The sequence below is a fragment of the Streptomyces sp. NPDC012769 genome (assembly GCF_042901205.1).
GTDB lineage: Bacteria > Actinomycetota > Actinomycetes > Streptomycetales > Streptomycetaceae > Streptomyces.
The window spans coordinates 81,137-103,601 of the sequence record NZ_JBIBCP010000011.1; the positions used below are offsets into that span (position 1 = coordinate 81,137).

Consider the following 22,465-nt stretch of genomic DNA (forward strand, 5'->3'; position numbering starts at 1 on the left):
GCGCCCGCACTCCGCCCGCCCGTCCTCCTATCCTGCTGCCATGGAGGCTTTGGCCGTACGGCTGTCCGGACTCGATCCGCACGTCGAAGGCGCGCTCCGCATCGTCGCGTTCTACGACACCCTGATGCGCAGGCGCGTGGACCTTTCCGCGCTCGCCCGGGCCTCGGCCGGTCTCGCCGAGTGCGTCACCGGCGTGGGTCTCCACGGCACCGGGCGGACGATCCGCGTCGCGCCGGACGGCCGCGAGGCCGCCGGCCCGACCGGGCCCGCGTCCGGCACTGCCCCGGTGGTCCTCGACGAGGAGGAGATCGGCAGGGTGTGGCTGGAGCGCTCCGGCCCGGCCGGACCGCTCGACGAGGTGCTGCTCGACCGGCTGGCCCTCGCCGTGGCGGGGGCCGTCGAACGGTACGGTCCGGCCCGTACGACCATGGCGGACCCCGCGCTCGTCGAGCTGGTTGTCAGCGCCGAGACCGACGAGCCAGCCCGTGCGCGGGCGCTGCGGCTCCTCGGGTTCGCCGCCGGGCCGCCGGTCCGGGTGGCCGCCGTACGGTCGCCGCGACTGCCGCTCGACCAGGTGGGCGGAGTCGTCTGCCCCGGCCGGTCCGTGAAGGCGGCGCGGATCGGCGAAGTCGGCGTGATCCTGGCCTCGGCCGTGGACCGGACCCTGTTCCCCGCGGGCGTGCGCGCGGGCATCGGCGCGGCGGACAAGCCGGATCTGGCGTGGCGGGAGGCCCGCACCGCCCTGCGTCTGACCACCGCGCGCGAACCAGTGCTCCTCCACGCGGAGTTGGGCGCGCTGGCGCTGCTCGCGGAGGTGCCGAGGGAGGTACTGCGCGGCAACCCCGACGTCGCGGCGCTCGTCCGGGTGGCCGGAGACCCGGGAAACTCCGAGGAAGAGCCCCTAGACAGCCGGGAGAGCCGGGAGGCCCTGGACACGCTGGAGGCGTACTGCGCGGCGGGGTCGCTACGCCGGGCCGCCGACGTCCTGCACCTGCACCACAGCAGCGTGGCCCGCCGCATCGCCCTGATCGGCAGAGCCCTGTCCGTGGACCTCACCACCCCGACGGGCCTGACCCGAGCGCGTGTGGCCCTGACAGCATGGCGGCTGCTCGGCGACTAGGGCCGTGGCCGGGAAGGTTTGCCGGGTTGGTCGGTCCAGGCGCCGTTCGCTTAGCATCTGCGTCCATGTCCGAATCCGAGCATGTCCTTGACTGGTTGCAGAGCTGGTACACCTCACAGTGCGACGGCGACTGGGAACACGAATGGGGCGTGAAGATCGAGACGCTCGACAACCCGGGCTGGGCCGTCAGAATTGATCTTGAGGAGACGGACTTGGCGGACCGGGAATATCCGCGACAGCGGATCACTCGGGGCGAGCACGACTGGGTGATGGCCTGGACGGCCGAAAGGGAGTTTCGTATCGCGTGTGGACCCGGCAACCTGGCCGAGGCCCTCACGCTGTTCCGGACCTGGGCGACGGTGAGCGTCCCGTAAGTGACGTGGCTGGCGAGGCCGTCACACTGCGAGCGCGGGTCGGCCGCCCCATCGGACGCTCTTCTCGCTGCGCATGCGGGCGCGTGCGCGTCGGTGGGCGGCGAGGACGTCGGGGTGGCGGGCGTTGTCGTTCCGCCGGCGCAGGTAGGCGTGCAGGGCCCCGGGTCTGGGCGGTGAGGTGCGGGTGGGTCGAGTTGGCGAGGGTGAACTGTCGCAGCGGTCCGAAGTGGGCCTCGATGAGGTTCGCCCAGGAGGCGCAGGGCGCTTCCTTCGGATCATCTGATCGCTGGTTGATGCGTGTCGCTGACTGACGCCCAGTGGGGGGCGCGGATCAAGCCGTTGCTGCCGGACCGGACACCCCGGCGGGGTGGGCGGTGACGTGATCACCGGGAGGTGATCGACGCGATCGCGTACAAGTACCGCACCGCCACGCCATGGATTGACCTACCCAGGCGCGTCACTTCGGATCATGGAAAGGCGCCCACAACCGGCTGCGGAAGCGGGCCGCCGACGGAACCTGGGAGCGCGTCTTCACCCCCCTGCTCGCCCAGGCCGACACCGAAGGCGACCTCGACTGGATCGTCGCGGTCGACTCCACCATCGTCCGGGCCCACCAATACGCCGGCCGGGGCCCGTCAACAGGGACCCGGCCGGCCAACCGGACGACCACGCCCTCGGACGGTCCCGCGGCGGACTGACCACCACGATCCACCTCGCCGCGGACAGCCACTGCCGGCCCCCAGCGTTCGTCCTCACCCCAGGACATGACGCACCCGTGTTCCCCGAAGCCATGGCCCGCTCACGGGTGCCGCGGCCGATCGGCCGCCCCAGGACCACCCCGGACGTGGTCCTGGCCGACAAGGCCTCCTCGTCCCGCGCCATCCGAACCAGCCTGCGCCGGCGCGGGATCCGGGCGGTGATCCGGGAGGTTGTGGACGGGTGAGCCAGGTCTCGGCTGAGGGATCTTGAAGGGTGCGACCCAGAGACGCAAGAAACCCGCCAGAACTTGATCTTGGCCTTTGGGCGCCTAACTCTCCTCGCGGCGTCCCATAGCGGCCGCATCGGGTATGAGGAGCAGCTTGCCGGTGGTACGCCGAGCCTCCAGATCGCTGTGGGCCCGGGCGGCCTCGGACAACGCGTAGCGGCCCGTCACGGTGACCTCAAGCGCCTTGGAGCGCACCCACTCGAACACATCGGCGGCCCGTCGGAGCAGTTCGGACCGATCGGCGATGAAGTCCCCGAGGCTGGGCCGGATCAGGGTCAGCGAACCGCCGTGGGCGAGCCGAATCGGATCAAACGGCGGCACGGCACCACTTGCCGCGCCGAAGAGCACGAGATGGCCGCGGCTTCGCAGGCTGGCGAGGCTCGCGTCGAAGGTGTGCGCGCCGACGCCGTCGAAGACAACCGGCAGTCCCCGGCCGCCGTTGAGCCGCCTCACCTCGGCTGCGAGATCGTCGACCGCGGAGGAGAGGATCACCTCGGCGGCCCCGGCACGCTTCGCCAGCTCGGCCTTCGCCGTGGTCGACGTCGTGCCGATCACCCTGCCGCCGAGATGGGTGATGAGCTGGGTCAGAAGCAGCCCCATGCCACCGGCAGCCGCATGCACGAGCACCGTGTCGCCCTCCTGAACCGGGTAGGCGTCCTTGACGAGATAGTGCGCGGTCATGCCTTGGAGGAGCACGGCGGCGGCTGTCTCGAAGCCGATGTCGTCGGGCAGCGGCACCAGCCGGGAGGAGTCCACGACGGCCCGCTCGGCATACGTGCCGGGAATCTCCACCCAACCGACCCGGTCCCCGACCGCGACGTCAGCGACGCCGGGCCCCACTTCGACGACCGTGCCGGCACCCTCAGCACCCGGGATGAAGGGCAGCGGAAGGCTGTACCGGCCTTCGCGGTAGTAGACGTCGAGGAAGTTGATCCCGGATGCGGCAACCTCCACGACCGCCTCGCCCGGACCCGGCCGCGGCTGGTCCACCTCGGCCACCTGCAGCACCTCGGGACCGCCCACTTCGTACACCTGAATCGCTCGCATGACCCTCCCATGATCGGCTTGTCCTCCAGCCAACCCCGTTGATGGCGATCCGATTCCCGGCGAGCAGAATCGCCCGCCGCCCCCGCCGAGAGCTGAGGCGCCTGCTATGCGCCCAGGTCTGGGACAGGAGACCGAGGCGGTGTGTATGGCGGGTGCCTGACCCCGCGGTCCGTCAGGTTGGATGGCACCGTGGCGAGACGACCCAAGACGAAGAAGAAGCGGCCCCCCTTCGGCATACCGAAGGAAATCATCCTGCTGACTGGGCAAGACGTGTGGCCCTACACGTGCATCGCCGACGACTCAAGTGGCGGATGCGGCAAGGTCCCGATGCCCGCCGACACGGCCCCCGAGGAGGTACAGACGGCGATCTTCACACACCTTGCGGACCTCACCCGCATATTCCATGGCGTTGAGATCGACGTTGAATGGTCCTCCCTTACACCGGACTCGTGGGTAGGCCACATCCGGCGTGTCACCGCGGAGGAGCCCTCTCCACCTGGCGCGGTACCTGAAGCCGGCTGACCACGGATCGGCTCAACGGGCACCGAAAGCGTCATGCACCTCGACACCGAATCAGTCGGAACCGAGCCGTACACAGCCGAGGATCGCTGCTCTCGCGCTTCCTGGGCGAACCGAACAGCAGGGACGCTTGATTCGGGGTGGGCTACCCCGCGGTGGCGGCTTGCTCCTTGGCCGAGGGCGCGGCGCGTACCCGGCGGCGATGCCCGGCGCGAAGGTCGCCGGGGGCGCCGGGGAGGGCCGCGGTTGCGGGGCTCTTCGAGGCCGGTCGGGCGCACACCGCGGGGGCACGGTGGCCGCCGCTGCCTGTCAGGAGGCCGGTGGCGGGGATGGGGGGTCCTTGCGGTCGCGGTCGTCGTGCGTCTGCTGTGCGGGGGTCTCGTCGTGTGAGGGGCCGATGCGGATCTCGAAGTCGCCCGCGTACTTCTCGTGGCCCGCGATCACGGCTTCCTCCACGGCCTCTTCGGCGATCTCGTGGCGGACGATCAGCGGGTCCTGGCGCAGGTCGCGCAGCAGGGCCCAGCACATGCCGATCATCACCAGGACGAAGGGGGCGGCGACGAGGATCGTCAGGTGTTGCAGGCCGGCGAGGGCGTCGCCCTTGCCTTCGCCGACGAGGAGCATCACGGCCGCCACGCCGCCGGTCACCACGCCCCAGAAGACGACGATGAACCGGGCGGGCTCGAACGTGCCTTTCTGGGAGAGGGTGCCCATCACGATCGACGCCGCGTCGGCGCCGGAGATGAAGAAGATGCCGACCAGGATCATCACGAGCAGGCTCATCACGCCGGCGGCCGGGAATTCCTGGAGTACGCCGAACAGTTGCGCCTCGGGCGTGGTCGCCCGGCCGAGGCTTCCCTGTTCCTTCAGGCGCATGGCCGTCCCCCCGAAGACGGCGAACCAGACCAGGCTGACGGTGCTGGGCACCAGGATGACGCCGCCGACGAACTGACGGATCGTGCGTCCTCGGCTGATGCGGGCGATGAACATGCCGACGAACGGCGTCCAGGAGATCCACCAGGCCCAGTAGAAGACCGTCCAGCTGCTCAGCCAGTCGGCGACGTCACCGCCGCCGGTGGACGCCTCGGTGCGGCCGATCAGCTGCGGCAGATCGCCGAAGTACGCGGCCAGGGAGGTGGGGATCAGGTCGAGGACCAAAATGGTGGGACCGACGACGAACACGAAGACCGCGAGGATCACGGCCAGCACCATGTTGGTGTTGGAGAGCCACTGAATGCCCCTCTCCACCCCGGAAACGGCCGAGAAGACGAAGCAGACCGTCAGCACGCCGATGATGGCGACGAGCAGCCCCGTCCCGGCCCTGCCCAGCCAGCCCACCTCGTGCATGCCGCTGCCGATCTGCAGCGCGCCGAGCCCCAGCGACGTCGCGGAACCGAAAAGCGTGGCGAAGATCGCCAGGATGTCGATCACCCGGCCGGGTGCCCCCTCGGCACGCTCCTTGCCGATGAGCGGGACGAACACGGCACTGATCGTCTGCCGCCTGCGCCGCCGGAAGGTGCTGTAGGCGATGGCCAGGCCGACCACCGCGTAGATGGCCCACGGATGCAGCGTCCAGTGGAAGAGCGTGGTGGCGAGCGCCGTCTGCATGGCGTCCGCCGAGTCCGCGGGGTCGGTACCCGGCGGTGCGGTGGTGTAGTGCGCGAGGGGTTCACTGACGCCGTAGAACATCAGACCGATGCCCATGCCGGCGCTGAACATCATGGCGACCCAGGAGACCGTGCTGAACTCGGGCTTCTCGTGTTCCTGGCCCAGCTCGATCCGTCCGTACCGGCTGATGGCGAGCCAGAGCGCGAAGACGACGAAACCGGAGGCGGCCAGGACGAACGCCCAGCCGCCGTTGTGCATCAAAGCGTCCAGCAGCGTGTCGGAGACGCTTTCCAGAGTCCCGGTGGCCGTGGCCCCCCAGATCACGAAGCCCAAGGTCAGCACGGCCGTCACCCCGAAGACCAACCGGTCGGTGACGGGCGCTTGGTCCTCGTGCGGGTGACGGCCCGGCAGGGCCGCCTTCACGGGCAGCCGCAGCTTCTGGCCCCGTTTGCGTTGCTCCTCAGACACCGGCGGCACCCTTCGCGATCATGGCCCGAAATCGGCTTCCTGCTATCCCGTACCACGGCGCACACACCTGTCCCGACATCAACAGGCACCTGGGCGCCTTTTTTGCGCAGTGATGGACCGCACGCCTGCCGAGGGAGGGGTCGGCCCGAGCACCCGCAGCCACTCCCCCGCCCCCGCCTTCGCGCAGGAAGATCCCACCGAAACCGCCCGCCCGAGGCCGAGAGCACCCCTCTTGCGGGAGGACACCAAAGAAGGGGGCCGCAACCCATCGGTGAGGGCGGCGTCGTCCCCGGGGCCGGGGGCGACGGCCAGGCTCGCCGGGCTGCGGGGAGGTCATGTGAGGCGGCTGAAGGCCCAGCGCAGCAGATCAGGAGCCGGGCTACCGGGTTCAGCGAGCCAGGAGCGGATCAGCCGGGTTGCGCGGCCGAACGCGGGTCTGAGGTGTTGATACGTTCGGCGAATCGCCGGACCTGGTCCTCGACGGGTTCGTTCCCGGTGACGGCCATGGTGTAACAGCGAAAGGCCATCGCGAGGAGCGAATCCTCGACGCGGAACCGCATCGTGAGGTGGGCCTTCTCGCCACGGTCGCCGACCCAGACGCCGCCCCCAGGACGGGGGCAGGCAGTTCCACCGCCGGTACCAGTCGAGGGCGACCAGTTCCCGGGCCAAGAGACGTGCGGCGGTGTCGACCGGCTCCTCCCAGCTGTGGTCGGCGACGAAGCGGTCCAGCTCGGCGTCGTACTGGTCGGCGTCGAAATGAGAGTCTGGGGGCAGCGGCACCCGGATGTCGTCCGTGTTCTCCCAAGCCCACGCCACCAGACCACCACACCGCTCGATGGTCACGAAGACGCCTCCGCAGCAACCGGTGTCGCAGTAGTTGTTCGACAGCTCAACCCGCCGCGGTCCGCCGTCGGCCCTCAGCGGCCACGTTTCGGGCGGGCCGATCAACATCTCGTGAAAGAGACTCGAATCGCTGTCGGGGTGGATCGTCTCCACGACATCCACCCCGTCGACCATCAAGCGGATCCGCGCCGACGATCGCCATGACCTCGGACCCGCGGGGACATGGCGAAGGGAAAGGACGTTGAACGGCCCGCGTATCTCCACCCTCTCATGATCACACCTTCGGACCGGCAGGCCGGTCAGACGCCATCACGGATGAGCAATCGGACCACCCCTCACACGGCGGACGGGGTCCGTGTCCCCGGCAACCTGGCGCCGCGCGAGCACCTTGACGAGCAGCGTGATCGGTCGGCCTGGACCGAGGTGACGCGCTGAGGTCCCGGACGCCCATGGGCGGGGCAGGAGTCGAGTCAGCGGTCGGCCAGCCGTGGGTGCGGGGCCTGGCCCGTGGATTGCGCGTCGGTGCCGTCGGTGTCGTCGGTGCCGGCGGTGTCGTCGGTGTCGACCGGGCCGCGGGGAAGCATCCCTTCCAGCCACTTCGGCAGCCACCAGTTGGTCCGGCCGAGCAGTGTCATGGTCGCCGGTACCAGCACCATGCGTACGACGGTGGCGTCGATGAAGATCGCGGTGGCCAGGCCGAGCCCGAACATCTTGGTGGAGGGGTCGTCGGCGACGGCGAAGGACAGGAAGACCGCCACCATGATGAGGGCGGCCGAGGTGATGATCCGGGCGGTGCGCGAGACGCCCTCGACGATCGCCGTGCCGTTGTCGCCCGTGCGCAGGTACTCCTCGCGTACGCGGGAGAGGAGGAACACCTCGTAGTCCATCGACAGGCCGAACAGGATGGCGAAGAGGAACATCGGGATGAACGACACGATCGGAACCGTCGCTTCCAGCCCGATGAGTGCGCCTGCCCAGCCCCACTGGAAGACCGCGACCATGATGCCGTAGGCGGCGCCGATGCTCAGCAGATTCAGCAGTACCGCCTTGAGCGGTACGAGTATCGAGCGGAAGACCAGCATCAGCAGCAGGAACGACATCGCCAGCACGGCGGCGACGAACACCGGCAGCCGCTCGCTGGTGCGTTGGCCCACATCGGACAGGCTCGCGGCGGCGCCGCCGACGTGGGCCCTGGACGGGCCGTGCCCGATAGCCGTGGGCAGCACGTCGGCGCGCAGCCGGGCGATGGTGTCGGCCGTGGCCTTGTCCTGCGGGCTGGTGGTCGGGAACACCACGAGGGTCGCGATGCCGGTGGCCCGATCGAGGTGCGTCGGCGCGACGGATGCGATGCCCGGATCCGCCGCGACCGCCTCGACGAGTCGGTCCACCACTCCACGATCGCCGGAGGGGTCCGCGGCGATGACGAGGGGACCGTTGATGCCCGGGCCGAAGCCCTCGGCGACCAGGTCGTAGGCGCGGCGCTCGGTACGGCTCTGCGGCAGTGAGCCGTCGTCGGGCAGGCCGACGCGCAGGCCGAGCACGGGCAGCGTCGCGGTCAGCAGCAGCCCGGCCGCGCCGACCGCGTACGGCACCGGGTGCCGGCTGACGTGCCCGATCCAGCGACGCCACCCGGCGGCGTGGGCGGCGCCCGGCGCCGGTTGGCGCCGGCGTGCGAGTCGGCCCGACCACCCGGCCCGAAGAGCCCGGCCGATCCGGGCGGTCCGGCCGATCCGGGCGATCCGGCCGATCCGGGCGATCCGGCCCGTTCGGCCAGTCCGGGCCAGGCGCGGGCCCGCGGCGCCGAGGAAGGCCGGCAGCAGCGTCACCGACGCGAGCACCATGATCAGGACGACGATCGAGACGGCCATCCCTCCCACCGTCATGAACGGCACGTTCGCGACCGCCAGGCCGAGGATCGACACGACGACGGTGCCGCCGGCGAAGACCACCGGCCGCCCCGCGGTTGCCACCGCCCGCGCCGCCGCCGCCTGCGGATCGAGCCCGCATGAGAGGTACTCCCGGTGCCTGGCGAGCACGAACAGCGCGTAGTCGATGCCCACTCCGAGCCCGACCATGCTGCCCAGGACCGGTGCGAAGGTGGGAACCTGTGTCACCCCCGCCAGCAGCGTCATCGTGGCGACCCCGACGGTCAGCCCGAAGACCGCCATGCCGATCGGAAGCGCCGCGGCGACGAGCGAACCGAACGCCAGGAACAGGATCACGGCCGCGGCGAGCAGACCGATCAGCTCGCTCACGCCGCCGTCGGAGCCGGAGAAGGCGTAGAAGAGGTTCCCGCCCATCTCGATGCGCAGCGGCAGCTCGCCGCGCAGCCGGTCGCCCAGATCGACCAGGGCGTCCAGGTCCTCGGCCGACAGCCGGCTCTGGTCGGGGTACTGCACCCGCACGACCGCGATCCGCCCGTCGGCCGAGACGTGGCCGCCGCGCACGGCGGTGTCCCGGCCCGTGGCGAGTGCCTGCGCCGGGTCGCTCGTGCCGAGCACGTGCGGCAGCCGCAGCACCTCCGCCCGCAGCCGCGCCAGAGCGGTGCGCGCGCCGTCGTCGTCGACGAACGTCGCGCGGTCGTCGAGGGGGGTGAGGACCACGTGGGCGGTCATCCCCTCCTGGCCGGTGCCTGCCCGCTCGATCAGTTCCGCGGCCCGCTGGGAGTCCAGGCCCTGCGCGGTCATCGAGTCCGCGGTACGCCCGCCGAAGGCGACGGCGGCGAGGGCGGCGAGCGTGGCAGCGACCAGCCATGCCGCGATCACCCGCCAGGGATGGCGGGCGGCGCCTGCGCCCAGGCGCAACAGGGCTTTCGAGAGCATCGGGTCCTCCAACCACCTCGTCGGCCGTCGTTGCACGGCCGCCATGCCGAGGCTCGCCGCCACGGCGCTGCGCGGCATCGGCCCGCGGGCCGCCGATCCGTCGGCCCAGGGAAGGAGTGACGTCCCGTCCTTTCGGCCGATGCGCAACGCGCCGCGGTCCCTAGGCTGAGAACCGTGCTCCGAGACGACCTGCGAACCCTGTGGACCGAACCCCGGCCGCCCGACGCGCCCGCCCGGGTACGCAGGGACTGGGCGCTGCTCGCCGCGGGCCTTGCCGGTGTGGCGCTGGAGGCCACCTTGCGCGAGGACGTCGTGTGGCGGCCGGTGGCGGTGGTGTTGACCGTATGGCTGTGTCTGCTGCCGCTGTGGCGCCGGAGCTGCCCGCTGGCGGTGGTGACGCTGGCGTTCGGCTCGGTGAGCCTGCTTGCGGTGGCTTCGCTCGCAGCCGCATCGCGCGAGCCCGTCGGCCTGTACACCGGCGCGGTCGTGCTCGTGCTGGTGTACGCGCTGCCCCGCTGGGGATCGGGACGCGAGATCATGCTGGGCGGCGCGGTGATCGTCGCGACCGGCGCACTGTGTGTCGTCACGGACCAGAGCCCGGTCGTCGAGAAAGTCGTGGGCTTGGTCTTCCTGCTGCTGCCCGGCGTGCTCGGGGCCGCCGTGCGGTTCCGGGTGACCGCCCGCGAGCGGCAGTTGGAGCAGGTGCGCTCCCGCGAACGCGAGCAGCTCGCCCGGGAACTGCACGACACGGTGGCCCACCACGTGTCGGCCATGGTGATCATCGCCCAGGCGGGCCGGGTCCTCGCGAGCACCGACCCGTCCGCCGCCGTCGAGGCGCTGGAGGGCGTCGAGGAGGAAGGGGCGCGCACGCTGGAGGAAATGCGCGCCATGGTCGCCGCCCTGCGCGACCGCGGGGCCGGCGCCGAACTGGCGCCCCCCGCCACAGTCGCGGACCTGGAGCGCCTGGTCCGCACCCCCGCAGGTCGCCTCACAGTCGACCTGCGGCTCGACGGCGAACTCGACGCGCTGCCCGCGGCCGTGGACGCGGCCGTCTACCGGATCGTGCAGGAGTCGGTGACCAACGCGCTGCGCCACGCGGTCGACGCGACCGAACTCACCGTCCGGGTCGCCGCGCACGCGCACACGGTACGGGTCAGCGTGCGCGACAACGGCCGGCGCACCGGCCGGGGGCGCGACGGATACGGACTTACCGGACTACGCGAGCGCGCGACCCTGCTCGGCGGCACACTACGAGCCGGCCCCCGCAGTGACCGGGGCTGGCATGTCGAAGCCGAACTGCCCACAGCCAGGAGCCAGACCGGTGCCCATACGCGTCCTCGTCGCTGACGACCAGACGATCATCCGCACCGGATTGCGGATCATGCTCAACGCCCAGCCCGGCATCGAGGTCGTCGGCGAGGCCGCCGACGGACGGCAAGCGGTACGCCTGGCCCGCGAACTACAGCCCGACGTCTGTCTGTTCGACATCCGCATGCCCGTACTCGACGGGCTCGAGGCCACCCGGCTGCTCGCCGGCCCCGGCGTCGCCGACCCGCTGGCCGTCGTCATCATCACCACCTTCGACCTCGACGAATACGTCTACGGCTCACTGCGTGCCGGCGCCCGCGGATTCCTCCTCAAAGACACCGGACCGGACCTCCTCTCCCAGGCCATACGGTCGGCAGCCGACGGTGAGGCACTCATCGCACCCAGCGTCACCGTCCGTCTGCTCCAGACATTCGCGGACCTGCCCACCGGCCGGCCCGCAGCCCAGCCCCTCTCCCCCGTCACCACCCGCGAGGAACAAGTACTCCTCGCCGTCGCCCGCGGACTGACCAACACCGAGATCGCCGACGCACTCCACATCAGCCTCAGCACCGTCAAAACCCACCTGGCCAGCCTGATGGCCAAACTCGGCGCCCGCAACAGAGTCGAGATCGCGATGTGGGCCTACGAAACACGCCGCGTCCTCCCCACAACCTGAACCAGACACCGAATCACACCCCACGAGCCCCCAGGCATCCCCCTATCCATCGATCGCCCCACCCCTGGAACGTGAAGTAAGGACGCGGGCGGGCAGTCTGAGGCGTCCGCCGGGATCGACCCGCCCCGGGGCCATCCCTGCCGTTGCAGGGAGCAGGAGCTGCTCCCGGGTGGGACACAGCGCCGTACCCGCACTGCCAGTGCGGCGAGGTCCTACCGTCAGTCAGCCGAAGCTACGGTGCCACGACGTCGTTGCACTTCGGGTCGGAGCGCGGGGCGTTCTGGTGGGCGATGGCGTCCTTCCAGTGGGCGCGGACCTGGTCGAGTTCGTCGCCGTCGGCCGGGGCGGACAGACACACGTCCGGTGTCGGATCGGGGTGCTGGTAGATCCCGATCACGTACCGGTGGCCGGGCAGGAGGGGCTCCTTGTGGTCGGCGGCTGCGACGAGCGCGCCGGCACTGGTGCGGTCGACGGTCTGTGTCACGTCCAGGGCGGCGGCCAGCTTGCCCTTCAAGTCCTCGAGGACGCGGATGCGGGAGAGGGATTCGTGGTAGCCGTCGTGGGCGGTGATCTTGAGGGTTTTGTCGACGGTGACGACGGCCAGGTGTGCGGCGAGGCCGGCGCGGTCTCGGTCGTTCTCCTGGACGGGGACGCAGAGGGCGGAGACGGTGACGGTGTCACCCTGGAGGGTGGTGTAGGCGGCGGTCGCCGATCCGGTGAGCACGACGGCTCCGGCGAGCACGAGGAGCATGGTGTGGTTCATCTTCCCCACAGCTTTTCGCAGTTGGCCTGGTCGACGGCGGTGGGGACGTGCTTGGTGCTGACGTTCTTGCGCCGGGCGCTGTTGACGGTGTCGGCCTTGCGGCAAAGGCCGAGCGCGTGTCCGAGTTCGTGGATCATGATGTTTTGCCGCATCCGTGGGTCGTCCTTGTAGCCGCCGTCGAGCAGGTGCTTGTTCAGGTAGATGGAGTCGGTTGCGGCGGTGGCGCCGTGGCGTTCGTAGTAGCCGCCGCGCCCGTCGTTCGCGCTGTAGTGGCAGAACTCCAAGTCGTTGACCGTGATGGAGGTGTCGGCCGCGATGTTGATCGTGCGGAACCGGTTCCACTCGGTGAGGGCGTGCTTGCGCAGGTCGTCGTACTTGGCGGCCTCGGTCCAGCGGATCTCGCCCTCGTCGACCGACGACTTCCCCCGGGTCTCGCTCTCGCCCCGGACGCACGGCGCGGCCGCGGCCGCCGGCGCCGCGTACGGGGCGTTTGCCACCGCGAGCGCGAGCACCACGGACGCACATAAGGCGGCTGCTACCTGCGGAAACGGCATGGTGCTCCTGCACTCGGGGACGGGCGAGCCGACGATAGCGACCGGCCGGCGCCCCGCGCCCGGCACTGACGCGCAGACTAACCTGCACCGGATCCACGAGGCCGCTCCTTGGCTCGCTCAGTGCGATGCTCGCTCGCCTGCCGCCGGCTGGTCCCGAGACCCCTTCCTGCCCCTTCCAGCCTCATTGGCATCGACTTCTTCCGGGACGGAGGAGAGGAGGTTGGGCGGCGACTGAAGTGCACCTTCGGACGGGCAGGGCAGGAGGGTTGAGTCGCTCCACCCCCGGAGAGTCAGCCGCTTCCTGCCCGCGCGCCTCCTCGCCGACGCCGAGAACGCGTGAGTGGAGGGTGATCTACTCCGGAACCTCGTACGAGTGCTTCGCGGTGACCCACGCGGCCAGCTCAGGGAGCCGATCCGCAGTCGTCTTGTGCGAGATGCGCCATTCCGGGGCTGTCTCGATGCTGTCCTTCCAGCGGTACACCGCAGTGAACGCGGAGTCGATGTGTGCGCAGGCGGCCAGGCGCGCTACGACGGCACCCCCAGTGCCACGGCCTTCGCCTTCTCCTCGTCGTCGACAGTCGTCTGCGCGATCACGATCGCAGTCGCCATGCGGCTGCTCTTCCTGGAACGGTATACCTTGACCCCACCCGCGCAGCCAGAGCGCGATCGACGTCAGGCCGAGGTTGCGGACTTCGCCCTGAATGAGTCGCACCTCCGCGCTGAGCCAGACAGGAGGAACACGAGAGCCCGTAGGCGGGCCGTCATTGAACCCAAGGGCCAAGGCCAGCCCAGTTGAATAGGTCGCTACTTCCGCCGCGAACCTTCGCTGCCTCTCACGGGACCGGAGTGCCCTGTGCACCGGAAGGCTGAGCGCCTTCCGGCATAGCAGCGGCATCGTGGACTTCTCCCGTGGTGGCGTCCACGATCGCCGAGAAGGCCGTGCCGTTGTAGTGGGCGGTCAGACGCCAGTGGATGCGCCACTCGTCTTTTCTGCGCTCCACCAGGTAGATCGGCTGTTCACGACGGGCTTGACTGGCCTTGATCTTGTGGCGGCTGTCAAATCGTTGCCAGGCCTGCTGCTCACTGAGCTTGCTCGGTGGCGTCTTGGGGTCAGCAACGTTCCGGGCGATCAGATCGACCATGCGGCCGGAGGGTTCGATGAGAATGTCCAAACGCATGGGCATGAGGAGTTTGCCCTGCCAGCGCCGCCGCTCGACGATCCAGCCGAGGTTCTTATCGCCCGCGTCGACAGGCCACACCTTCACCTGGGAACCGGGCAGCGCCCAGGCCGCATGACGCTGTGTATAGAGGGTGGCGATCTGCTGGGCCTGCTCCGCCGTGCTGACACTGCGGCTGGCACCGGGAATCCAATACGCGTACGTCCCCTCTCCCTGGCTGGTGGGGGTGAAGTGAACGGTGAGCTTCTCCTGGTCCGGCCAGGTCAGTTCGGCGTATCCCCCGGGTAGAGGTGCGTTGATGGTGCTGGGGCCCTCGATGTTGTTGTGAAAGTTCGCCTCGCTGACGACGAGGCCGCCTCCAAGGGCCTTGCCCAGTGCAGAATTGAGGGCTTGCAGCTGCTGCGGGCTGGCTGTGGGTGCCTCAGTGGGCAGGACCGCCCGTACAGGCTCGATCACGACCATCCACACCCCCGCGACGAGCAGTGCGGCAGCAGTGCCGCCGACAACCGTGCGGCGTACCACCGGATGCGAGAGCGGCTTGCCGAAGCGGGTACAGCGGCCGACGATGCATCCCACAGCCGCCCCCGCGAGTACGCCCACGGTGTTGGTCACCAGGTCGTCTGTGTCGCACAAGCGAGAGACGAAAGGCAGGGTGGCTTGTCCCGTCTCCACGATGGCGGTGAACAGGACGCCGACTGCGAAACTGAGAAGGACCCTACGGGTCGCGAGAACGGCGAACAGGCCGAACGGGGCGAACAACAGCACATTCAGCTGGCCCTGCGTGGACGCGAACGCCTCGGTCACGTCGACGTTGATCGTGCACTGGTAGGTGAGGAAGCCACTGCCGCTCCAGGTGGTGAGCGCGACGGGGCCGACGGTGGAGGACGTCCACAGTCCATAGAACGCAGCGTGAACGCGGTCCACCCGGCGCGCTGCCACAACATAGGCGACAGCACCCGCAGTGAGGGTCAGCGCGACGGCGAAGGCAAGAAAGGCCAGATTGTCCTGAAAGACGGCTTTGATCATGTGAGGTGCCTGTTCGTAGGAAGAGCCTCGCGCCTCCACCAGTCGAGAGGGGGACGCGAGGCCCTGACAGCATGCCGAGCCGGCTAGCAGGGATCTGCCGCCGGCGTGGTGTAGGTCGCACCGCCGCTGGTGTAAAGCTTGCCGATGATCGGGCTGCAGCTAGCGGTGAGGCCCTTCTGCTGGGAGTAATGGAAAGGCACCGTGTTCATGTTCTGGAAGGCCCACCAGCTGTTGACGCTGCTGCGCTCGTAGCCCAGCTTCGCTGTCAGGGCACCGCCGCCCGTTCGGTAGTAGTTGACCATCACAGCGTTGCCGTTGCTCGTCGGGTAGATCGACAGAATCCCGTTGGTCATCGTTGAACAGGTCGCCGACCCGGGCAGGTTTCCGTCCCTGGGACAACTGGTGGCCCCCGCGTATGCCGGCATTGCTCCGACGCCCAGCATCGCAGCTGCGGTGGCGCCCACGACAGCCGCACGTATCCCATTACCCATAGGTTCCCCCTTTGTCGATCAAGAAGTGGTCGTGCGGAGCGTAGCGGGATCACGCATGCGCCAAGGACGAAGCCCTCATGGTGTGTCAACTCCGTCGCGTCACGACCTCATCGTCAGGCGAAGGCGCTAGAGGAGCTTGGCTGGCACTCTCGTCATCCCAACTGGTTTGGTCGAGGTCCGAAGCTTCGACGCAACGGGGTGGCTGATTGGCCACTCGGCCGCTTCCTCGACCGTACGCAGGGCGCTAGCTGCTCTGTCCGGGCAACCTCACCTACGGACCTTCGACGCGCCAGTGGCATGACCTCGGACGAGTCACCGAAGGTGGCGCGCCAGTTCCAAGGCGAGGTCACGACTGGCTGGATACGGAAATGAGAGAGACCATGACCGCCCTTGAGCAACTTCGACACGTCATGCAGCCGCCGAGTACGGGAACCCACATCGACTGGGACGACATCACAGCGGCATACGGCACCCAATTCCCCTTCGACTACCGAGACTTCCTGTCCGAGTATGGAACCGGTGAAATCGAGGGAATGATGGCAGTCTTCGCCCCGAGCACGGATCCAGAGCTTCCTTTGCGTCACACCTCAAGGCTTCCGGCGGATGTTCTCGACCAGCCGGAGGTCGACGAGTGGAACGACCCCCGGCACGCCGAGCTCTATGATCCGGCGGACGTCATGGTGTGGGGGGAGACGGTCGAAGCGGACGTCCTGGGCTGGATCACGAGCAGCGACGAACCCAACACATGGCCTGTGGCTGTCTATACGCACGGCGGCGAGTGGAGGGTGTACGGCTGCACTATGACGGAGTTCCTGCTGAAGCTCCTCACCGGAGACTTCGAACGGAACCCGACAGGGTTGACGCGTCTGTTCGGAAGAGGCAGCGCAGAATTCACCGCCAGTTGACAGGGCAGCGCACCGGACCTGGCCACTGTCGCCGGTGCGCCTGAGGGGGCGCCGCTCATTGCGCGGCGCCCGCTCCGCGTCCTCGTCCGGCGCGCCATGAACAACTACAGCCTGTGCGGCCGGTCGGACCCGACGGTCAGCGCCTGCATCGGTGAGGGTCCGACGCTCGGCGGCAGCGCGGACGGGTCGGTGGACTTCGCAGCCGTGGTCTCCACCGACGGCACCGCGACCGGCCCGGTGAACGCCGATGAATACCACTTCACGGGGTCACAGACCGGCGGCCCCGACGCGCGCTGACTCCGGTGGGTGGCGAGTTGGCGCCTCCTGCGGTCTTCCCTCTTCGCCCCCGGGCATCAACAGGCTGACCGACGCCTTCGAAAGGAACCGACATGCACCCTCACCGACGCCACCGGTCCGCCGTCATCATCCTGGGGGCCATCACGGTCGCGGCATGCTTCGCCGCGACCTCCACAGCCGGCAGCCCCGCCGCCGACCCGGCCGCGCGACCACGAGCCGTCGCGGTCAACACCCATACCGTCGTCCTCGACGCGGGCCCAGACGGCATCGAGGCCACAGCCACCTGCCCGGACCGGCGAGCCCAAGCAGTCGGAGGAGGCTTCGACCTCGCCAACGACGGGCACGCTTCCGCATCCCACCCCGAAGGACAGCGAGCCTGGTACGTGAAGGCCACCGAGCCGGGCGTCGTCTACGTGCGCTGTCTGCTGATCACCTGACCCGTACCGTCGCACCATCCGCATGCGGATGTAGTCCTTGACCGTGGGCATGGTGCCGCGTTGCAGATGCCGTGCCACCATCGCCCGCGGACAGACCCCGGTCGCGTGCGGTCACCGCGCGAGGGCGGTGCCGCGGCCCAGAGGGCTGCCCGGCAGAACACCAGGGCGAAACGCCATGGCAAGCCTGGAAGCCCTCCTGTTGGAGGTGGTGGGCGTGACGCGTGAGCCGCTCGGGGGCATCGCCGGCAAGAATCACCAGAGCGCGGACGACCTGTGCCGTCTGCTGTCACTCGTCACTCCCGGTCACGGTTTGCAGCCGGGCCGGAAAGCGAGCTTGCTGCAGCAGGTGCGGGAGAAACCGGCTCGAGGCGGACGCAGCAGTGGCGGGGGCGGGGCGCCGGGCATGCCTGGAAGCCGCCTTCTTCAAGTCCTGCGAGGACGCCACGGAGCAGGTGGAGATTCATGCCGCAGACCGTCTGCGTGTGGTCGCGGGCGAGTGCGTGGAAGGGGCAGTTGCCCAGCACGATGGCGTCATCTTCCTTGCGGGGTTCGAAGCCGTTGCCTTCCAACAGGTCGAACACGCCGGTTTGGCTCTGGGCGGCAAGCTGGGCGCCGAGGCGGTGGGCTTTGCGGTGCAGGACCGAGCGGACGCGTTCGCCGGTGGTTTCGGATTCCTCCAGGGCTTGGGCGAGGAGTCGCCCGGCGAGCTCGTAGTGGCGCTCGGGCAGACTCACGGTGACCTGCTTGGCCGAGCGCTTGTAGAGCTTGGCGGGCCTGCCTGCTCCCGGACCGCTGCGGCCGCTGCGGCGTTCGTAGATGACGTCCAGCAGAGCTTCGCCCGCCAGGCGGTCCAGGTGGAACGCCGCGGTCTTCCGGGCGAGGCCCAGCGCCTCGGCGGCTTCGTCGCGGCTGACCGGCTCCGGCTGGCGCACGACATGGTCGTACTACCTCCGGCGGGTCGGCTCGTCGAGAGCAGCGACGGCGGAGACGTCGGGATCGGGTGCTTCTTCCGGGTGGCCCATGGACACCAGTGTAAAACCCACGACGATTAACTAAAGAACGATTGCGCGCTTCTATTGTCCATATGAGTTGCTGATAGAGAGACAGAAGGAAGGACGCGCCATGTCCTCCACCACCACAGCCCCCATCCCCAGCACCCGGCACGCTGCGCTCGCCGACCCCGGATACCAGGCGTTCCTCGTCCTGCGCACCGGGTTCACCGTGGCGCCGATCCTGTTCGGACTGAACAAGTTCGCCAACCTGCTCGTGGAGTGGCCCGTCTACCTTGCGCCGTGGATCAACGACCTCGTTCCCGGCAGCGCCCAAGCCGCCATGTACGCCGTCGGTGTCATCGAGATCGTCGCGGGCCTCGTCGTCGCCGCTGCCCCGCGCTTCGGAGGCTGGCTGGTCGCCGGCTGGCTGGCCGGCATCATCGTCAACCTGCTGATCATCCCCGGGCACTACATCGCGCTGCGCGACTTGGGGCTCCTGCTCGGCGCGGTGGCCCTGGCCCGGCTGGCCCAGCGCTACCACCGCGCGCGGCAGCCTCGCTGACACGGAGGGCCCTTGGACGGCGCCACCGGCGGGAGAGCGCCTCAGGCTCACCCGCCGGCCACCACGCCCCCCGGGGCGCCACCGATGGCTCTCGCCCGCCTCGCCGGGCCGCACACACGACCTGGCCGCCGCCCGCACCCACCGGATCATCCGGATCTGCGAGCGCCAGGGCTTTCCCATACCGGCCGACCTCGCCTACGAAGGCACCGGGCCGCGGCTGACGACCAGCATCAAACGCAAGCCACGCCAAGAACGCACATCTACTGAAAGGACCCGCAACCGGGCGTTGACTGCAGCACGTGGCTTCGTAGGTGAGAACGGAGAGCGAATGTCGACGAAGCCTGGCGGCGGTTCCTGTTCCGCGGCTCCGGCCAGGCCGACGACCTCGCCTTCTGCACCGTCAGGAACCCGACGCCGCACTTCCGCCGGACAGCACGGTTCGACAGCCGTTGGCGCGCATCACGGCGGATCGCCGCGTACAGATCGACCTTGCATCAAGGTGCTCTCAAAACTCGACGACATCACTCTCCCGTGGAAGAGGCCGCTCTCGCCGCTGAGCTACAGGCACTCTCGTAACTCGTGAACAAAACCGAGCACGAGCGCCCGTTGAACGCGGTGTCGCGATGCCGAAATCCTGGCGGATCCGCCGTAGTTCCCGGTGCAGCCCCAACCGCATGACGCAATCGTCGCGGCCGTCCTCACGTTCGAGCGGCAGCGCTGAAGAAGCTCGTTGAGCGCTTCGTCTGGTGATATCCGCCGTATGAAGCGCTCACGCGGAACCAAACCCCTTGGGGTCAGTCCTGATCTTGGGTGTACTGAGCCGCGTACCAACTGGAGTCGATGGCGGGGTTGCGCAGCGCCCCCCAAAATCGGTCGTCAGCTAGAGGCGGCAGTGGCGGATGCCCCAGGTCCGCATGCAGATCCGCCCGCCAGTCGAGAGTGAAGTGGCTTCGCATGTTTGCGCTCTCGCACACGGACCTGTAAGGGGACCCCCATATCCCGAGCGCTATCTGCTCGGCTGCCCACCTGCGCGTGCGGTCCCGTCCGGTGTCGGCCTGCGCGAGCACCGCGCGGAGTCGCAAGGCGAGCGGGCCGGTCTGGTCCGGCTGTGGCGGGGCCTCACCGCGCTCCCACGCGTTCAGGGCCGCCTTGACCTCTGGGTAGTTGTTCAGGTCTGTGTCGACCGCCAGTCTGCGCACCTGCTTCCGCGCGGCTTCGGCCACCCGCTCATATGGCAGGGTCGCGATCAGTGCACCGAGTTCCTCGTGTCCGTCCAGGTAGCTCACGTGGAGGAGGTCGGTGGGGCTGTAGGACAGGTCCAGCTCTGGCAGCTGCTCATCCGGTGCGGGAAGGGGCTCGTCGGCACTGCACTTCGGCCTGGCAGGCAGAGGGTCATCCCGGAACAGCCGGCCGTTGAACGTGACGATGCCGGCGTCCGGGCCTCGCTCAAGCTGGTCGGCCTCTTTGGCCAGATATTCGCCCAGCGAGTCGGCCTCCCCGAAACTGGTGCCGGTCTCGTCGAAGAACCGCCCGATCACACCGAAGGAGTCCCGCCCACTACGGCAGTCCACCACAAGGCCGTCCGACGTCACGTCGTAGGAACCGAACTTCACGTAGTCGTGAAGCCAGTAGCCCTCGGTCTCCCCGTCGAGGCCTTGGTCGATACCGCGCATGAAGCCGGTGTCCCCAAGGATTCCGCTCACTCCGAGCAGCCGGTCGCCCGAGCTGAACCGGAAAGCCTCAGGTCCCTCCAGCGCCCCGTTGTGCCGGAGGAGTGAAGCGACCAGGTCCGGAGGAAAGGTGACCCCCAGTTCCCGTTGCGCTGCTGTGATCTCCTCGTCTCCTGCAGGCGACCGAAGCGTGGCAAAAGTGCGGGGCGCGTGCTCGCGCAGCCACGCGTCGATGCGAGTCCACGAGTCACGGACCAGGTCTGATGTCATGATTCCGACCTTAGAGCCAGCGACTGACAACAGCGTGATCGTCGCTCACCGGCTTGCTCACGGGACGCCGCCTCGCCCGCCATCGGAGCCGATACGTCACCCGGCCGCCCGCCGCGGCATGAACACCCCGGGACGCTCCTCGGCCAGCCAGCCCCGCTCCACCAGCCGCTTCAACTTCGACCGCACCCCCTCCACCTTTGCCGACACCAACTCCGGCGGGTGGCCGGCCTCCGACTCCGGCCCGGACAGGGCCTCGGCCGGCTCCACACGGGCGATGGCCCACCGCTCCAGCACCGCCTCCGCCTTCGCAAGCTCCGCCAGCACCTGCTCCGCCTCCTCGCGGAGCTCCAGGCTGCTCGTCGGCGAGAAGCACACGACCGAGATCCGGCGGAAGGTCGGCATCGTCTTCCGGGACCCCGACGACCAGCTGTTCATACCGGCCGTCCGCCAGGACGTGGCCTTCGGCACGGCCGCGTCGGGCGTCCGGGGCGCCGAATGTCGGCGTACACGTGAACGTGGCTCTGGTAAGAATTTCGTAGCCGGAGATCATCTCGGTGACACGGGCGACCGGTCCGCAGCGCGGGCAGCCTGTAGTTGTGCTCTATTGAACTGGCCAGGCTGCTGCTGCAGTTGGCCGAGGTGCTGGTCCTGTCGGTTGATGTCTCTGATGCGGACGTGGCGGTTCGTGCTTGTACGAGGTCCGGTATTCCCGCGGCATGTACGGGTTGCGGCCGGCTCAGCGGGTGGTGCCATAGCCGCTACGTACGGTGCCTCGCCGACGTCACTCTCGGGGGTCGGCCGGTGCGTATCGACTTGTCCGTACGCCGTCTTTACTGCGAGAACGCGGCGTGCCCGAAGGTGACCTTCGCCGAACAGGTGGTGGGGCTGACCATGCGCTACCAGCGGCGGACGCCGCAGTTGCAGCGGCTGGTGGAGGACGTCGGTGTGGTGCTGGCGGGCCGGGGCGGTGCCCGGATGCTGCGGATCTTGAACATCAGGCTCTCGCGGTGCACCGTCCTGTCCCAGCTGATGCGGGTACCTCTTCCGCCGCTGGTGACGCCTCGGGTGCTGGGTGTGGACGACTTCGCGCTCTACGGCGACACCTACGGCACCCTCCTGGTCGACGCCACCACCCGACACCCGCTCACCCCCTGGGAAGGCCGCGATGCCGACCAGCTCAGCCGGTGGCTCCGCCAGCACCTGGTGTCGAGATCGCCTGCCGCGACGGTTCCCTCACCTACCGGTAGGGCATTACGGGCGGCGCCCCCGATGCGGTACAGGTCAGCGACCGCTTCCACCTCTGGCAGGGCCTCTCCCGCCGCGTCCAGGACATCGCCTCCGCCCACCGCGGCTGCCTGCCCGCAGCCCTTCCCCCGGCCGGCGAGAGCGGTCCCACACCGGCCGAGGAGACCGCCGGGAAGTCCACGGAGGACAGTCGGGCCGCACGACACGCCCGCCGACTGTTCGATGCCGTTCAGGCCCTGACCGCACCGGACGGAGCCACAGCTCGGCGGCCCGCGAGCTCGGCCTGGACCGCCACACAGTCGGCA

At 69.2% G+C, this 22,465-nt stretch carries 21 protein-coding genes and 4 pseudogenes; 12 read left to right on the forward strand and 13 right to left on the reverse strand.

What is annotated here, in order from left to right; all coding sequences use genetic code 11:
* Positions 1–40: 40 nt before the first annotated feature.
* Both ACFY7C_RS36360 and ACFY7C_RS36365 read left to right on the forward strand, forming a co-directional pair.
* On the forward strand, positions 41–1,120 hold the full coding sequence (locus ACFY7C_RS36360; protein ID WP_389659812.1) for a helix-turn-helix domain-containing protein: 1,080 nt from the start codon (positions 41–43) through the stop codon (positions 1,118–1,120).
* Between the two features lie 65 nt (positions 1,121–1,185).
* Positions 1,186–1,494 carry an immunity 53 family protein gene (locus tag ACFY7C_RS36365; RefSeq protein WP_389659815.1) on the forward strand — a complete coding sequence of 103 codons (309 nt, stop codon included), beginning with the start codon at positions 1,186–1,188 and terminating at the stop codon, positions 1,492–1,494.
* Between the two features lie 21 nt (positions 1,495–1,515).
* Here ACFY7C_RS36365 and ACFY7C_RS36370 read toward each other — a convergent pair.
* Positions 1,516–1,750, reverse strand: a pseudogene (locus ACFY7C_RS36370) (IS630 family transposase); the annotation flags it as partial.
* A gap of 519 nt (positions 1,751–2,269) precedes the next feature.
* Here ACFY7C_RS36370 and ACFY7C_RS36375 point away from each other — a divergent pair.
* Positions 2,270–2,437 carry a hypothetical protein gene (locus ACFY7C_RS36375; RefSeq protein ID WP_389659818.1) on the forward strand — a complete coding sequence of 56 codons (168 nt, stop codon included), beginning with the start codon at positions 2,270–2,272 and terminating at the stop codon, positions 2,435–2,437.
* An 84-nt stretch (positions 2,438–2,521) separates the two neighbouring features.
* Here ACFY7C_RS36375 and ACFY7C_RS36380 read toward each other — a convergent pair whose 3' ends face one another.
* Positions 2,522–3,526: a quinone oxidoreductase family protein gene (locus tag ACFY7C_RS36380; RefSeq protein WP_389659821.1), complete on the reverse strand. Its 1,005-nt coding sequence runs from the start codon at positions 3,524–3,526 to the stop codon at positions 2,522–2,524.
* Between the two features lie 189 nt (positions 3,527–3,715).
* On the opposite strand from ACFY7C_RS36380, the gene ACFY7C_RS36385 reads away from it, so the two are divergent.
* Complete coding sequence (locus ACFY7C_RS36385; protein WP_389659824.1) at positions 3,716–4,048, forward strand: hypothetical protein; 333 nt, start codon at positions 3,716–3,718, stop codon at positions 4,046–4,048.
* Positions 4,049–4,354: 306 nt separating this feature from the next.
* Here ACFY7C_RS36385 and ACFY7C_RS36390 read toward each other — a convergent pair whose 3' ends face one another.
* The 3 genes from ACFY7C_RS36390 to ACFY7C_RS36400 all read right to left on the reverse strand — a co-directional run bounded on the left by ACFY7C_RS36390 (position 4,355) and on the right by ACFY7C_RS36400 (position 9,786).
* On the reverse strand, positions 4,355–6,082 hold the full coding sequence (locus tag ACFY7C_RS36390) for a BCCT family transporter (RefSeq protein WP_389659940.1): 1,728 nt from the start codon (positions 6,080–6,082) through the stop codon (positions 4,355–4,357).
* Positions 6,083–6,454: 372 nt separating this feature from the next.
* A complete protein-coding gene (locus ACFY7C_RS36395; RefSeq protein WP_389659827.1) occupies positions 6,455–7,117 on the reverse strand; it encodes a hypothetical protein in 663 nt (220 codons plus the stop codon).
* A gap of 317 nt (positions 7,118–7,434) precedes the next feature.
* Positions 7,435–9,786, reverse strand: coding sequence for an MMPL family transporter (locus ACFY7C_RS36400; protein ID WP_389659830.1), 2,352 nt, complete (start codon positions 9,784–9,786; stop codon positions 7,435–7,437).
* 174 nt (positions 9,787–9,960) lie between these two features.
* Here ACFY7C_RS36400 and ACFY7C_RS36405 point away from each other — a divergent pair, with 174 nt between their 5' ends.
* Positions 9,961–11,133: a sensor histidine kinase gene (locus tag ACFY7C_RS36405; RefSeq protein WP_389659833.1), complete on the forward strand. Its 1,173-nt coding sequence runs from the start codon at positions 9,961–9,963 to the stop codon at positions 11,131–11,133.
* On the forward strand, positions 11,108–11,770 hold the full coding sequence (locus ACFY7C_RS36410) for a response regulator (RefSeq protein ID WP_389659836.1): 663 nt from the start codon (positions 11,108–11,110) through the stop codon (positions 11,768–11,770). Before ACFY7C_RS36405 ends, ACFY7C_RS36410 begins: the two co-directional genes overlap by 26 nt.
* Positions 11,771–12,002: 232 nt before the next feature.
* Here the strand turns inward: ACFY7C_RS36410 and ACFY7C_RS36415 are convergent, their stop codons facing one another.
* From ACFY7C_RS36415 to ACFY7C_RS36435, 5 genes are all read right to left on the reverse strand, one after another.
* Complete coding sequence (locus tag ACFY7C_RS36415) at positions 12,003–12,533, reverse strand: hypothetical protein (RefSeq protein ID WP_389659839.1); 531 nt, start codon at positions 12,531–12,533, stop codon at positions 12,003–12,005.
* On the reverse strand, positions 12,530–13,087 hold the full coding sequence (locus ACFY7C_RS36420; protein ID WP_389659842.1) for a hypothetical protein: 558 nt from the start codon (positions 13,085–13,087) through the stop codon (positions 12,530–12,532). Before ACFY7C_RS36420 ends, ACFY7C_RS36415 begins: the two co-directional genes overlap by 4 nt.
* Before the next feature lie 352 nt (positions 13,088–13,439).
* Positions 13,440–13,982, reverse strand: coding sequence for a divalent cation tolerance protein CutA (gene cutA / locus ACFY7C_RS36425; protein ID WP_389659845.1), 543 nt, complete (start codon positions 13,980–13,982; stop codon positions 13,440–13,442).
* The gene (locus ACFY7C_RS36430; protein WP_389659848.1) at positions 13,921–15,291 is read right to left on the reverse strand and encodes a VanZ family protein; all 1,371 of its coding nucleotides are present in this window, start codon (positions 15,289–15,291) and stop codon (positions 13,921–13,923) included. Before ACFY7C_RS36430 ends, cutA begins: the two co-directional genes overlap by 62 nt.
* An 83-nt stretch (positions 15,292–15,374) precedes the next feature.
* Positions 15,375–15,644 (reverse strand): hypothetical protein, encoded by a 270-nt coding sequence (locus ACFY7C_RS36435; RefSeq protein ID WP_389659851.1) that lies wholly within the window; start codon positions 15,642–15,644, stop codon positions 15,375–15,377.
* Between the two features lie 518 nt (positions 15,645–16,162).
* On the opposite strand from ACFY7C_RS36435, the gene ACFY7C_RS36440 reads away from it, so the two are divergent.
* The 3 genes from ACFY7C_RS36440 to ACFY7C_RS36450 all read left to right on the forward strand — a co-directional run bounded on the left by ACFY7C_RS36440 (position 16,163) and on the right by ACFY7C_RS36450 (position 17,421).
* Positions 16,163–16,687 carry a hypothetical protein gene (locus tag ACFY7C_RS36440; protein WP_389659854.1) on the forward strand — a complete coding sequence of 175 codons (525 nt, stop codon included), beginning with the start codon at positions 16,163–16,165 and terminating at the stop codon, positions 16,685–16,687.
* Positions 16,688–16,783: 96 nt separating this feature from the next.
* Entirely contained in the window at positions 16,784–16,984 is a 201-nt protein-coding gene (locus ACFY7C_RS36445) for a hypothetical protein (protein ID WP_389659860.1), read from the forward strand.
* A 92-nt stretch (positions 16,985–17,076) separates the two neighbouring features.
* Positions 17,077–17,421, forward strand: coding sequence for a hypothetical protein (locus tag ACFY7C_RS36450; protein ID WP_389659863.1), 345 nt, complete (start codon positions 17,077–17,079; stop codon positions 17,419–17,421).
* A 293-nt stretch (positions 17,422–17,714) separates the two neighbouring features.
* Here ACFY7C_RS36450 and ACFY7C_RS36455 read toward each other — a convergent pair.
* Positions 17,715–18,443: pseudogene (locus ACFY7C_RS36455) on the reverse strand (helix-turn-helix transcriptional regulator).
* A gap of 100 nt (positions 18,444–18,543) precedes the next feature.
* On the opposite strand from ACFY7C_RS36455, the gene ACFY7C_RS36460 reads away from it, so the two are divergent.
* The 3 genes and pseudogenes from ACFY7C_RS36460 to ACFY7C_RS36470 form a co-directional block, all read left to right on the forward strand.
* The gene (locus ACFY7C_RS36460) at positions 18,544–18,975 is read left to right on the forward strand and encodes a hypothetical protein (RefSeq protein WP_389659866.1); all 432 of its coding nucleotides are present in this window, start codon (positions 18,544–18,546) and stop codon (positions 18,973–18,975) included.
* A gap of 67 nt (positions 18,976–19,042) precedes the next feature.
* Positions 19,043–19,312, forward strand: a pseudogene (locus tag ACFY7C_RS36465) (transposase family protein); the annotation flags it as partial.
* 256 nt (positions 19,313–19,568) lie between these two features.
* Positions 19,569–19,696, forward strand: a pseudogene (locus ACFY7C_RS36470) (IS5/IS1182 family transposase); the annotation flags it as partial.
* 73 nt (positions 19,697–19,769) lie between these two features.
* Here the strand turns inward: ACFY7C_RS36470 and ACFY7C_RS36475 are convergent.
* On the reverse strand, positions 19,770–20,915 hold the full coding sequence (locus tag ACFY7C_RS36475; protein ID WP_389659869.1) for an SMI1/KNR4 family protein: 1,146 nt from the start codon (positions 20,913–20,915) through the stop codon (positions 19,770–19,772).
* A gap of 96 nt (positions 20,916–21,011) precedes the next feature.
* Entirely contained in the window at positions 21,012–21,350 is a 339-nt protein-coding gene (locus tag ACFY7C_RS36480; RefSeq protein WP_389659872.1) for a hypothetical protein, read from the reverse strand.
* Between the last annotated feature and the right edge of the window lie 1,115 nt (positions 21,351–22,465).

What these genes read in the sequence shown, in the direction of transcription:
- ACFY7C_RS36360 (WP_389659812.1), top strand. Translation starts at nt 41, where the DNA reads ATGGAGGCTTTGGCCGTACGGCTGTCCGGACTCGATCCGCACGTCGAA.
- ACFY7C_RS36365 (WP_389659815.1), top strand. Translation starts at nt 1,186, where the DNA reads ATGTCCGAATCCGAGCATGTCCTTGACTGGTTGCAGAGCTGGTACACC.
- ACFY7C_RS36380 (WP_389659821.1), bottom strand. Translation starts at nt 3,526, where the DNA reads ATGCGAGCGATTCAGGTGTACGAAGTGGGCGGTCCCGAGGTGCTGCAG.
- ACFY7C_RS36400 (WP_389659830.1), bottom strand. Translation starts at nt 9,786, where the DNA reads ATGCTCTCGAAAGCCCTGTTGCGCCTGGGCGCAGGCGCCGCCCGCCAT.
- ACFY7C_RS36415 (WP_389659839.1), bottom strand. Translation starts at nt 12,533, where the DNA reads ATGAACCACACCATGCTCCTCGTGCTCGCCGGAGCCGTCGTGCTCACC.
- ACFY7C_RS36420 (WP_389659842.1), bottom strand. Translation starts at nt 13,087, where the DNA reads ATGCCGTTTCCGCAGGTAGCAGCCGCCTTATGTGCGTCCGTGGTGCTC.
- cutA (WP_389659845.1), bottom strand. Translation starts at nt 13,982, where the DNA reads ATGCCGCTGCTATGCCGGAAGGCGCTCAGCCTTCCGGTGCACAGGGCA.
- ACFY7C_RS36430 (WP_389659848.1), bottom strand. Translation starts at nt 15,291, where the DNA reads ATGATCAAAGCCGTCTTTCAGGACAATCTGGCCTTTCTTGCCTTCGCC.
- ACFY7C_RS36435 (WP_389659851.1), bottom strand. Translation starts at nt 15,644, where the DNA reads ATGACCAACGGGATTCTGTCGATCTACCCGACGAGCAACGGCAACGCT.
- ACFY7C_RS36440 (WP_389659854.1), top strand. Translation starts at nt 16,163, where the DNA reads ATGACCGCCCTTGAGCAACTTCGACACGTCATGCAGCCGCCGAGTACG.
- ACFY7C_RS36445 (WP_389659860.1), top strand. Translation starts at nt 16,784, where the DNA reads ATGAACAACTACAGCCTGTGCGGCCGGTCGGACCCGACGGTCAGCGCC.
- ACFY7C_RS36450 (WP_389659863.1), top strand. Translation starts at nt 17,077, where the DNA reads ATGCACCCTCACCGACGCCACCGGTCCGCCGTCATCATCCTGGGGGCC.
- ACFY7C_RS36460 (WP_389659866.1), top strand. Translation starts at nt 18,544, where the DNA reads ATGTCCTCCACCACCACAGCCCCCATCCCCAGCACCCGGCACGCTGCG.
- ACFY7C_RS36475 (WP_389659869.1), bottom strand. Translation starts at nt 20,915, where the DNA reads ATGACATCAGACCTGGTCCGTGACTCGTGGACTCGCATCGACGCGTGG.
- ACFY7C_RS36480 (WP_389659872.1), bottom strand. Translation starts at nt 21,350, where the DNA reads ATGAACAGCTGGTCGTCGGGGTCCCGGAAGACGATGCCGACCTTCCGC.